General features: G+C 74.3%; 1 protein-coding gene (cut by a window edge). It reads right to left on the reverse strand.

Annotated features, from left to right (window positions below; translation table 11 throughout):
• Positions 1–13,143, reverse strand: partial view of an SDR family NAD(P)-dependent oxidoreductase gene (locus ACFV9M_RS18325; protein ID WP_385102494.1) — the end only. 14,799 nt of this gene lie beyond the right edge of the window; only the last 13,143 of its 27,942 coding nucleotides appear in the window; the start codon falls outside the window, past its right edge; its stop codon occupies positions 1–3.

Genomic DNA, 13,143 nt, shown 5'->3' on the forward strand with positions numbered 1-13,143 from the left:
TCACTGGATGCCGAACTCGTCGCCGAGGATCCGGAACATCTCCTGGTCGCTGGCCTCGTCGAGGTCGTCGTCCGGCGCCTCGCCGGTGGCGTCCTCGGCCCCGCCCCCGGTGAGCCGGGCGAGCAGCTCCTGAAGCCGGGTGGTCAGGCCGAGCCGCTCGACGCCGTCGACCTCCGCCTCGTCGGCGGTGAGCAGCCGTTCGAGGCCCTCGATCTGGCTGAGGGCCCGCTCGGACACCGAGACCTGGGCGTCGTCGGCGCCCACGAGCAGCACGCGCAGCTGCCGGGCCAGCGCGAGCGGGGTCGGGTGGTCGAACACCGCGGTGCTGGGCAGGGCCGCGCCGGTGGCGTCGCGGAGCCGGTTGCGCAGTTCGACGGCGGTGAGCGAGTCGAATCCGCTGTCCCTGAAGGCCTGCTCGGCGCCGATCGCGTCACCGCCGGTGTGGCCGAGAACGACGGCCACGTGGGTCAGCACGATGTCGAGCAGCAGCCTGTCCTGCTCTTCGGCCGGCCGGTCGGCGAGCTGCGCGGCGAGGGTGGCGGCGGCCGGCTCCGCCGTGGCCGTGGCCCGGCGGCGTACCCCGGGCAGGAGCCCGCGCAGCAGCGGCGGCACCCGGCCGCCGTCGGCGACGGCCCTGGCCCGTGCGGTCGCCAGGTCCAGCGTGATCGGCACCACGAGCGCGGGCGCGGACCGCAGCGCCCGGTCGAACAGGGCGAGACCGTCGGCGGGGCTCAGCGGCAGTACGCCGTTGCGGCCGATGCGGGAGTGGTCGCGGGCGGTGAGGGTGCCGGTCATGCCGCTGTCCTGCTGCCACAGACCCCAGGCGAGCGACAGCCCCGGCAGTCCGTCGGCCCGGCGGGTGGCGGCGACCGCGTCGAGCACGGCGTTGGCGGCGGCGTAGTTGCCCTGCCCCGCTGGTCCGAAGACGCCCGCCGCCGAGGAGAACACCGCGAACACGTCGAGGTCCGGGTGGAGTTCGCGGGTGAGGGCGTCCAGGTGGGCCAGCGCGTCCACCTTGGGCCGGAAGACGGTGGCGATCCGGTCGGCCGTCAACTCGCCTGTCACACCGTCGTCGAGGACGCCCGCGGTGTGCACCACGCCGGTGAGGCGGCGCCCGTCCGGCAGGCCGGTGAGCAGCGCCCGTACCGCGTCCGCGTCGGCCACGTCGGCCGCGACCACGGTGACGGTGGTACCCGACTCGGCCAGTTGGGCGGTCAGTTCGGACGCGCCGGGCGCGGCCGGGCCCTGCCGGCCGACCAGCAGGAGGTGGCGTACGCCGTGGACGGTGGCCAGGTGCCTGGCGACGAGCGAGCCGAGCGAGCCGGTGCCGCCGGTGACGAGTACGACGCCGTCCGGGTCGAAGACCGGCGCCGCCTCCGTCCGTCCCTCGGCCTCCGGCTCCGTCTCCGCCGGCTCCCCGGCTGCCACCCGGGACAGGCGCGGGACCCGGACGGTTTCGCCGCGCAGCGCCACCTGTGGCTCGTCGGCCGCGAGGACGGTGACCAGCGCGGCGTCCGTGGGCAGGCCGTCCTGTCCGGCGGGCAGGTCGAGGAGCGTGATGCGGCCGGGGTTCTCGGCCTGGGCCGCCCGGACCAGACCCCAGACGGCCGCGCCGGCCAGGTCCACGGAGCCACCGGAGCCACCGGAATCGCCGGAGCCGCCGGAGCCACCGGCATCGCCGTGGTCGTCGTGGTCGCCGGAGTCCGTGGCGCCGTGGGTGACGACGACCAGCGGGGTGTCGTCGAACTCCGGGGCCGCGAGCCAGGTTTGCAGCAGGTCGAGGACCTCTGCGGTCGCCGCGAGCGGCGTACCGCCGCCCGCGGCGGCCACCAGCCGCGCGGGACGCCGCGCACCGGCCGCGACCTCGGCGGCGAGGGCCCGGAGCGCGGCGGCGTCGCGCAGGTGGCCCTCCGGGCCGTCCGGGCCCGCCGTCCCGGCCGGAACGGCGATGTCCGGCAGCTCGGTCCAGTCGACCCTGAGCAGGACGGCGCCGGATCCGGCGGCGGAGCGGCCGAGGTCGGCCGGCGTCACCGTCCGGGTCTCGACGGCGCCCGCGGTGAGGACGGGGTTGCCCGCGTCGTCGGTCGCGAGCAGGGTCCAGGCGCCGGTGCCGTCGGACGCCGGGGTGAGGCGTACCCGCAGCGCGGTGGCCGCGGTCGCGTGCAGCGCGACGTCGCGCACCGTGCCGGGCAGCGGCGCGCCGTCGGCGTCCTGCGGTGCCGCGAGCCGCATCGCCGGTTCGAGCAGCGCGGGGTGCAGGCCGAACCGGTCGTGGTCGGCGAGCTGCTGCTCGTCGAGGCCGACGTGGCCGAACAGTTCGCCGCCGTGCCGCCAGGCGGCGTCGAGGCTCTGGAACGCCGGGCCGTACTCGACGCCGTGACCGGCGAGCAGCGCGTGCCAGGTACCGACGTCCATGGGCTGGGCGCCGGCCGGGGGCCACGGCTCGTCACCCGTGCCGCCGGTGCGGGGAACGGCGGCGGGGGCCAGGGTCCCGGTGACGTGGCGGCGCCAGTCGGCGCCGGGTCCGTCCGCCGTGGGCTGGTCGCCCGCCGAGTGCACCGCGATCGGCCGGGTGCCGTCCTGCGCCGGCGCGCCCACGGACACCCGCAGCCGCAGGGCACCCCGTTCGGGCAGCACCAGCGGGGAGTGCACGGTGAGTGCGGCGACGGTCGGCAGGCCGACGTGGTCGCCGGCCCGGACGGCCAGGTCGATCAGGGCCGCGGCCGGTACGACGGCGGCGCCGTGCACCAGGTGGTCGGCGAGCCACGGGTGCGTGGCGGGGCCGATCCGGGAGGTGAAGACGACCCCGTCGGTCTCCGGCAGGTCGACGAGCGCGCCGAGCAGCGGGTGGTCGGCGCCGTCGAGCCCGTAGGCGGTCACGTCCCCGGTGCGCGTCGCGCCGGGCAGCCAGTAGTGACGGCGTTGGAAGGCGTACGCCGGGAGACCGGCCGCCGCCTCGACCTGCGGCAGGACGCTGTCCCAGGTGATGTCGACGCCCCGGGTGAACAACTCGCCCGCCGCACCCAGCAACGTACGCAGCTCAGGCTGCTCACGCCGCAGCGACCCCACCGCCACCACCTGGTCCGGCACCCCGTCCACCACCGCCGGCAACAGCACCGGATGCGCACTCACCTCCACGAACACCCCGAACCCCGCACCCGCCAACGCCGCCACCGCATCACCGAACCGCACCCGACCCCGCAGATTCGCGAACCAGTAAGCGGCATCCAGCTCACCCGCCCCCTCCACCCAACGACCCTCAGCCGTCGAATAGAAACCCACACCAGGCACCACCGACTCCACCACACCCAACGCCTCACCCAACTCCTCCCGCACCCCCTCCACCGCCACCGTGTGCGACGCGTAATCCACCGCGATCATCCGCGCCCGCACCCCCTCCCCCACCAAACCCTCCACCCACACACGCAACACCGACTCAGGACCACCCACCACCACCGACCCCGGCCCGTTCACCGCCGCCACCTCCACACCCTCCGGCAACCGCGCCACCACCGCCTCCTCGTCCAGCCCCACCGACGCCATCCCACCGCGCCCCGCCAGACCCCCCGCGATCACCCGCGACCGCACCGCCACCACCCGCGCCGCATCCTCCAACGACAACGCACCCGCCACATACGCCGCCACGATCTCACCCTGCGAATGACCCACCACCGCATCCGGAACCACACCCAACGACTTCCACACCGCCGCCAACCCCGCCATCACCGCGAAACTCACCGGCTGCACCACATCCACCCGCCCCAGCCACGCCCGGCTCTCCCCCGTCAACACCTCATACAGATTCCAGTCCGTCCACGGCGCCAACGCCCCCGCACACCGCTCCACCTCCGCCGCGAACACCGACGAGGACATCAACAACTCACGACCCATCCCGAACCACTGCGCCCCCTGCCCCGGGAACACGAACGCCGTACGACCACCCGCACGGCTCACCGGTCCCGCGATCACCCCGGCCGGGTGCTCGCCGGAGGCCAGCGCGGTCAGGCTGTGGACGGCCTCCGCCGTCGAGTCGGCGAGTACGACGGCCCGGTCGGTGAGGGCGGCGCGCCGTGAGACCAGGGCGCGGGCCACGGCGGGCAGGCTCTCGCCGGGCAGGACGTCCGCGAGCCGGCCGGCCTGTCCCGCGAGGGCGTCCGCGCCGCGAGCGGAGAGGACGAGGGGCAGGACGCCGCCGGCCCACGGCTCGACGGGCGGGTTCGGCTTCTCCGGCTCCGGTGCCTCTTCGAGGATGAGGTGGGCGTTGGTGCCGCTGATGCCGAACGCGGAGACACCGGCCCGGCGCGGGGAGCCGTTGCGCGACCACGGCCGGGCCTCGGTCAGCAGACGGACGGCGCCGCTGGTCCAGTCGACCTCCGGGGACGGGGCGTCCACGTGCAGGGTCGGCGGCAGCTCCTCGTTGCGCAGCGCCTGGACCATCTTGATCACGCCGGCCACTCCGGCGGCGGCCTGTGCGTGGCCGATGTTGGACTTCACCGAACCCAGCCACAGCGGGTTGTCCGCGTCCCGGTCACGGCCGTACGTGGCCAGCAGCGCCTGCGCCTCGATGGGGTCGCCGAGGACGGTGCCCGTGCCGTGTGCCTCGACGACGTCCACGTCGGCGCCGGTCAGCCCCGCGGAGGCGAGCGCGCGGCGGATGACCCGCTGCTGCGCGGGTCCGTTCGGCGCGGTCAGGCCGTTGGAGGCGCCGTCCTGGTTGACGGCCGAGCCCTTGACCACGGCCAGGACGCGGTGCCCGAGGCGCCGGGCCTCGGAGAGGCGTTCCAGGACGACGACGCCCATGCCCTCGGCCCAGCCCGTGCCGTCCGCGCCCGCCGCGAAGGACTTGCAGCGGCCGTCGGCGGCCAGCCCCCGCTGCCGGGAGAACTCCACGAACATGCCCGGTGAGGCCATCACCGTGGCGCCGCCCGCCAGCGCCATCGAGCACTCGCCCGAGCGCAGTGCCTGCGCCGCCAGGTGGATCGAGACGAGCGACGACGAGCATGCCGTGTCGACCGTCACCGCGGGGCCCTCGAAACCGAACACGTACGACACCCGGCCGGAGGCCACGCTGCCCGCGCTGCCGGTCGCCATGAACCCTTCGAGGCCGGGCGTGCTCTGGACGCCCGCTCCGTAGGTCTGGCCGAACACGCCCGTGAACACGCCGACGTCCTGACCGTGCAGCGAGGTGGGGTCGATGCCGGCGCTCTCCAGCGCCTCCCAGGACCCTTCGAGCAGCAGCCGCTGCTGCGGGTCCATCGCGGTCGCCTCACGCGGCGAGATCCCGAAGAACCCGGCGTCGAAGTGGGTGGCGTCCTGTACGAATCCGCCCTGGCGGACGTACGACGTGCCGGCTCGCTCCGGGTCGTCGTCGAACAACCCGTCCAGGTCCCAGCCGCGGTCGGTCGGGAAGGGGCCCATGCCGTCCCAGCCCTCGCGGACGAGGTTCCAGAACCCGGCGGGGTCGGTCACTCCGCCGGGCAGCCGGCAGCTCATGCCGACGATGGCGATCGGCTCGTCCGGGGAGGCGGAGGCCACCGGCGCCGGCGTCACCGGCGCCGCCTGGTCACCCACCAGCTCGTCCCGCAGGAAGCGGGCCAGCACCAGCGGTGTCGGGTAGTCGAACACCGCGGTCGCGGGCAGCCGTACGCCGCTGGCCTCGCGCAATCGGTTGCGCAGTTCGACGGCGGTCAGCGAGTCGAAGCCCGCGTCCTTGAACGCCCGGTCCACGGCGACCTCACCGGCACCGGCGTGGCCGAGCACCGCGGCGGCCTCGGCGCGGACCAGTTCGAGGAGCGTCTGTTCCTGCTCCGGACCGGCCAGGCCGGTGAGGCGTGCGGCCAGGCCACCGGCCGCGGTCGCGGCACGGCCGGCCCGCACCACCCGGCGGGACGGCGGGAGCAGTCCCCGCAGCAGCGGGGCGACGTCGCCACCCGCGGCGCGGATCGCCGACATGTCGATCTTCACCGGCACCAGTGCGGCCAGGCCCGCTTCGAGTGCCCGGTCGAGCAGTGCCATGCCCTCCTGCGGCTCCAGCGGCAGGAAGCCCCCACGGCTGATGCGGGCATGATCGGTCCCGGAAAGATGCCCGGTCATACCGGACTCCTGCCGCCACAGCCCCCACGCCAGCGACACACCCGCGAACCCGTCCGCCAGACGACGCGCCACCACCGCGTCCACATAAGCGTTGGCGGCGGCGTAGTTCGCCTGCCCCGCCGAACCGAACGTCCCCGACGCCGACGAATACACCACGAACGCATCCACATCCGGATGCAGCTCACGCGTCACCACATCCAGATGACCCACACCATCGACCTTCGGCCCGAACACCCTCGCCACCCGCTCCGGCGTCAGCTCACCAACCACACCGTCATCCAGCACACCCGCCGTATGCACCACAGCCGTCAGCCGACGACCCTCCGGCAGATCACCCAACAACGCCCGCACCGACTCACCGTCACCCACATCACACGCCACCACCCGAACCGACGCACCCAAACCCTCAAGCCCGGACACCACCTCCGCAGCACCCGGCGACTCGGCGCCCCGACGGCCCGCCAGTACGAGATGGCGTACGCCGTGCTCGGCCACCAAGTGCCGCGCCGTCAACGCACCCAGCGAACCCAGCCCGCCGGTCACCACCGCCACACCCTCGGGATCCAGCGACCGCGGCACACTCAGCACGATCTTCCCGACATGCCGGGCCTGACTCATGAAACGGAACGCCGCACGCGCCTGCCGCACATCCCACACCGACCGCGGCAACAACTCCAGACGACCCTCCTCGAACAACCCCACCACCTCCGCCAGCATCTCCCCCATCCGCGCCGGACCCGCCTCCACCAGATCGAACGCACGATAAGAGACACCGGGATACGCCTCAGCGACCTCACCCGGCTCACGGACATCGGTCTTGCCCATCTCCACGAAACGACCCCCCTCACCCAGCAACCCCAACCCCGCATCCACCAGACCACCGGCCAGACTGTCCAGCACGAGATCGACACCACCGGCGAACCGCTCCACGAACGACGCATCCCGCGACGAGGCCAGATGCGCCTCGTCGAAACCCCGCCCCCGCAGCACCCCCCACTTCCCCGGACTCGCCGTCGCGAACACCTCCGCACCCCAGCACCGCGCCAACTGCACCGCCGCCATCCCCACACCACCCGCCGCCGCATGAACAAGAACCCGCTCACCCGCCCGCAGCCCACCCAGATCCCGCAACCCGAAATACGCCGTCAAGAACACCACCGGCACCGACGCCGCCTCCGCGAACGACCACCCCCGCGGAATACGCACCACACACCGATGATCAGCCACCGCCACCGACCCGAACCCCGCCGACACGATCCCCATCACCCGGTCCCCCACCGACACACCACCCACACCCGGACCCACCTCCGTCACCACACCCGCACCCTCAGTACCCGGCAACGCCTCCCCCGGATACATCCCCAACGAAATCAGCACATCCCGGAAGTTCAACCCCAACGCCCGCAACCCGATCCGCACCTCACCCACCCCCAACGGCACCGCCACCTCCGGCGCCGCCACCAACGACAGATCCTCCAACGAACCCGAACCCCCACCCGCAAGACGCCACACCGACGACCCCCCAGGCACCACCAACGCACCCGAACCACGCACCAGACGCGGCAACCACACCACACCCGAACGGACGGCCAGTTCGGTCTCGCCGGTCGCCGCGACGGCCAGCGCGGGTGCCAGGGACGCGTCATCCGCATCGGTGACGGGTGTGTCGAGGTCCGCCAGCGTGATCCGCTGGGTCGCCTCGGCCTGTGCCGCGCGTACCAGGCCCCAGACGGCGGTGACGTCCGGGTCGGCGGGTGCGGGCGCGGGGGCGCCCACCGCGTTCCGGGTCAGTACGACGAGGTGGGTGTCCTCCAGTTCGGTGCTGGCGAGGAACTCCCGCACGGCGGCCAGGGCGGCGACCGTGACGTCCTGGGCGGGTGCCGAGGCGACCTCCAGCAGCAGCCAGCGCGGGGCCGGGTGGCCGTCCGCGACCTCGGCGGCCAGCGCGGTGATGCCGGCGGCGTCGGTGACCAGTGCCCGTTCGCCGGCCCAGGCGTCCGGGTCGGCCAGGGCGGACTCGGTGCGGACCGCGCTCTCCGTCCAGTCGACCCGGAACAGGGCGTCGTCGGCAGCCGAGCCGGACGCGGTGAGTCGCTCGGCCGAGACCGGGCGGCTGACGAGGGAACCGACGGTCACCACGGGCGCGCCGTTCTCGTCGACGGCCTCGACCGTGAGTGCTCCGGTGCCGGTGGGCAGCAGGCGCACCCGCAGGACGGTGGCGCGGGTGGCGTGCAGTGCCACCTCGTTCCAGGCGAACGGCAGGCCGAGGTCCACTGCGTCGCCGCCGTCGCCGGTCCGCAGCATGGCGGTGTGCAGGGCGGCGTCGAGCAGCGCCGGGTGGATGCCGAACCGGCCGGCCTCGTCGAGCTGCGGCTCGGCCAGGGCCGCTTCGCCGAAGATCTCGTCGCCCCGCCGCCACGCCGTCCGCAGTCCCTGGAACACCGGCCCGTACTCGTAGCCGGAGCCGGCCAGGCGCGGGTAGAGGCCGTCGAGGTCGATCGGCTCGCTGCCGGCGGGCGGCCAGGTCTCGGTGTCCAGGGCGGTGGCCGGCGGGGCGGCGGGCTGCGGCGCGAGTGTGCCGGTCGCGTGCACCTGCCAGGTGGCGGGTGCGCCGGGCTCGTCGTCGGGGGCGGAGTAGACGCCGACCGCGCGCCGGCCCTGCTCGTCCGGGGCGTCCACGGCGACCTGTACCCGGACGGCGCCCTGCCGCGGCAGCGCCAACGGCGCCTCGATGACCAGTTCCTCCAGGGCGGACGTGCCGACGTGGTCGCCGGCGCGGACGGCCAGTTCGACCAGCGCGGTGCCCGGTACGAGCACGACACCGGTGACGGCGTGGTCGGCGAGCCACGGGTGGCTGGTCAGGCCGAGCCGGGAGGTGAACAGGAGGCCGCCGGAGCGAGGTGTCTCGACGACCGCGCCGAGCAGCGGGTGGTCGGCGCCGGCCAGACCGAGCCGGGCGACGTCGCCGGGCACCGTGGGCTCGGGCAGCCAGAAGTGGCGGTGCTGGAAGGCGTAGGCCGGGAGGTCGAGGACCGTGTCGGCGGGCGGCAGCAGGGTGCCCCAGTCGACGGTGACGCCCCGGACGAACAGGTGCGCGGCGGCGGTCAGCAGCGCGGGCAGTTCCGGCTGTTCGCGGCGCAGCGTGCCGACCGCGACGACGCCGTCGGGCACGACCTCCTCCAGTGCGGGCAGCAGCACCGGGTGCGGGCTGACCTCGACGAAGATCCTGGCGTCCGCGTCGGTGAGGGTGTCCACGGCCGCCGCGAAGCGTACCTGGCCGCGCAGGTTGGCGAACCAGTACGCGGCGTCCAGTTCGCCGGCGCCGGTGATCCAGCGGCTCTGCGCGGTGGAGTAGAAGCCCACCAGCGGGGTCCGCGACTCGACGCCGGCCAGGTCGGTGAGGAGCGCGTCGTGGATATCGTCCACGTAGGCCGAGTGGGAGGCGTAGTCCACGGCCACCAGGCGGGCTCGTATGTCCTCGGCCGTCAGCGAGTCGACGAGCGCGCGCACCGCCGTGTCCGGGCCGGCGACGACCACCGAGGTGCGGCCGTTGACGGCGGCGATCTCGACGCCGTCGGTGAGCCGGGCGAGTGCCTCGGCCTCGGGCAGCGACACGGACGCCATGGTGCCCTTGCCCGCCAGTTCGGCCGCGATCAGGCGGGAGCGGACGGCGACCACGCGGGCCGCGTCCTCCAGCGACAGGGCGCCCGCCACGCACGCGGCGGCGATCTCGCCCTGGGAGTGGCCGAGCACCACGTCCGGGACGACACCGAGGGAGTTCCACACGGCCGCGAGCGACACCATGACGGCGAAGCTGACCGGCTGGACCACGTCGACCCGGTCCAGCCAGGACCGGTCGTCGTCGGTGAGCACACCGTGCAGGGACCACTCCACCCACGGCGCGAGCGCCGCCGCGCAGCGGTCGATCTCGGCGGCGAAGACCGGTGAGGTCATCAGCAGTTCCCGGCCCATGCCGGCCCACTGGGCGCCCTGGCCGGGGAAGACGAAGACGGTCTGGCCCGCGACGGCCGGGGCCGGGCCGGCGATCACGCCTGCCGGGCGTTCGCCGCGGGAGACCGCGGTGAGCCCGGCGACGGCCTCGTCGGTGGTGCGGGCGAGCACGACGGCCCGGTCGGCGTGCAGGGTGCGCTGGTGCACCAGCGCGGCGGCGGCCTGGGCCGGGGTCAGGGTCCGCGCCTCGTCGGCGAGGTGGCGGGCGAGCCGGCCTGCCTGGTCGGCGAGCGCGTCGGGGCCGCGGCTGGAGACGACGACCGGCAGCAGAGCGGTTCCGGGAGTGCCGGTGGGCTGCTCGGCGGCGGACGCCTCGGTCGAGGGCCCGGTGACGGGCGCCTCCTCGATGATCACGTGGGCGTTGGTGCCGCTGATGCCGAACGCGGACACACCTGCCCTGCGGGGCCGGCCGTTGCGCGCCCACGGGCGGGCCTCGGTGAGCAGTTCGACCGCGCCCGCCGTCCAGTCGACCTGCGGAGTCGGGGCCTCGACGTGCAGGGTGGCGGGCAGCGTCTCATGGCGGAGCGCCTGGATCATCTTGATCACCCCGGCGACGCCGGCCGCCGCCTGGGCGTGGCCGATGTTGGACTTGACCGAGCCGAGCCAGAGCGGGTGCTCCGGGTCCCGGTCGCGGCCGTACGTGGCGAGCAGCGCCTGCGCCTCGATCGGGTCGCCGAGCGTGGTACCCGTGCCGTGCGCCTCCACCGCGTCGACGTCGTCCGTGCGCAGCCCGGCCGCGGCCAGGGCACGGCGGATGACCCGCTGCTGCGACGGCCCGTTCGGCGCGGTCAGCCCGTTGGAGGCGCCGTCCTGGTTGACCGCCGAGCCCTTCACGACCGCCAGGACCCGGTGCCCCAGCCGCTGCGCGTCCGAGAGCCGTTCGAGTACCAGGATGCCGACGCCCTCGGCCCAGCCGGTGCCGTCGGCGGTCGAGGAGAACGACTTGCAGCGGCTGTCGGCGGCCAGCCCGCGCTGCCGGGAGAACTCCACGAACGTACCGGGGTCGGACATGACGGTCGCGCCGCCGGCCAGCGCCATGGTGCACTCGCCCGAGCGCAGCGCCTGCGCGGCCAGGTGGATCGCGACCAGCGACGACGAGCACGCCGTGTCGACCGTGACCGCGGGGCCCTCGAAGCCGAACACGTACGACACCCGGCCGGACGCGACGCTCGCCGCGTTGCCGATGCCCATGTAGCCCTCGAGGTCGTCGGGCAGCGTGCCCGGCCCGCCCATGTAGCCGCCGCCGGAGACGCCGGAGAAGACGCCGACCTCGGTGCCCTTCAGCGTGGCGACGTCGAGACCCGCGTGCTCCAGCGCCTCCCACGAGCATTCGAGGAGCACCCGTTGCTGCGGGTCCATCGCGGTCGCCTCGCGCGGTGAGATGCCGAAGAAGGCGGCGTCGAAGTGGGTGGCTCCGCTGACGAATCCGCCTTGGCGGGCGTACGAGGTGCCGGTGCTCTCGGGGTCGTCGTCGAAGAGGGCGGTGAGGTCCCAGCCGCGGTCGGTGGGGAAGTCGCCGATGCCGTCGCGGCCGCCGCGGAGCAGGTCCCAGAACTCGGCGGGATCGTGCACGTCGCCGGGCAGCCGGCAGCTCATGCCGACGATCGCGATCGGCTCGTCGGTGGCCGTGCGCGCGGTCGCCGGCGTCGCCGGGGCGGGGTCCGTCCCGACGACCTCGTCGCGCAGGTGGCGGGCGAGCGCGCCGGGGCTGGGGTAGTCGAAGACGGCGGTGGCGACGAGGCGTACGCCGGTGGCCTCGCGCAGCCGGTTGCGCAGTTCGACCGCGGTGAGCGAGTCGAAGCCGGCGTCCTTGAAGGCGCCGTCGGCGGCGATGTCCGCGGCGCCGTCGTGGCCGAGGACGGCGGCGGCGTGCTTGCGGACGAGTTCGACGAGCAGTTGCTCCTGCTCCGGCGCGGCCAGCGCGGCCAGCCGGGCGGCGAGTCCGCCGGCCTCGCCCGCGTGGGCGGCGGACGGTTGCAGGGTACGGCGCACGGGGCGGACGAGGGCGCGCAGCAGGGGCGCGACGGCGCCGCCGTTTCGGAGCGCGTTGGTCCGGGCGGCGGCCAGGTCCAGCTTGACCGGCACGAGCACCGCGCGATCGACGGTGAGGGCGGCGTCGAACAGGTCCAGGCCCTCGTCGCTGTCCAGCGGCAGGAAACCACCCCGGCTGAGCCGGGCGTGGTCGGTCCCGGTCAGGTGCCCGGTCATGCCCGACGCCTGCCGCCACAGACCCCACGCCAACGACAGCCCCGGCAGCCCCTCCGCCCGGCGCACCGACATCAACGCGTCCAGATACGCGTTGGCAGCCGCGTAATTGCCCTGCCCCGCAGCACCGAACACACCCGACGCCGACGAGAACACCACGAACGCGTCCACATCCGGATGCAACTCCCGCACCACCTCGTCCAGATGATGCACCGCGTCCACCTTCGGCGCGAACACCGCCGCCAACCGCTCCGGCGACAACTCACCCACCACACCGTCGTCCAGCACACCCGCGCTGTGCACCACACCCGACAACCGCCGCCCCCCCGGCAACCCCGCCAGCAACTCCCGCACCGCGGCCCGGTCCGACACATCACACGCCACCACCGACACCGACAACGCCCCAGCCGCCTCCAACTCCCCCCTCAACTCCTCCGCACGCCCCGAACGACTCGCCAGCACCACATGCCGCACCCCATGACCGGCCACCAACCGACCCGCCACCAGACCACCCACCGAACCCGTGCCACCCGTCACCACCACCACACCCTCGGGATCGAAGGCCACCCCGGCACCACCGACACCCGCCCCCACACGCACCAGACGAGGCACGAACACCGCCTCGCCCCGCACGGCGAGCTGGGACTCACCCGCGTCCACCGCGGCCACCACGGCCGCCGGCACATCACCCCCCTCGAACACCCCGGGATCGGCGTCGACGAGCACGAAACGGCCCGGGTTCTCCGCCTGCGCCGCGCGGACCAGGCCCCATGCCGTCGCCGCCGCGGGGTCGGTGACCGCGTCGCCGGTTCCCGTGGCGACGGCGCCATGTGT

Source organism: Streptomyces sp. NPDC059895, assembly GCF_042731035.1.
Classification (GTDB): domain Bacteria; phylum Actinomycetota; class Actinomycetes; order Streptomycetales; family Streptomycetaceae; genus Streptomyces.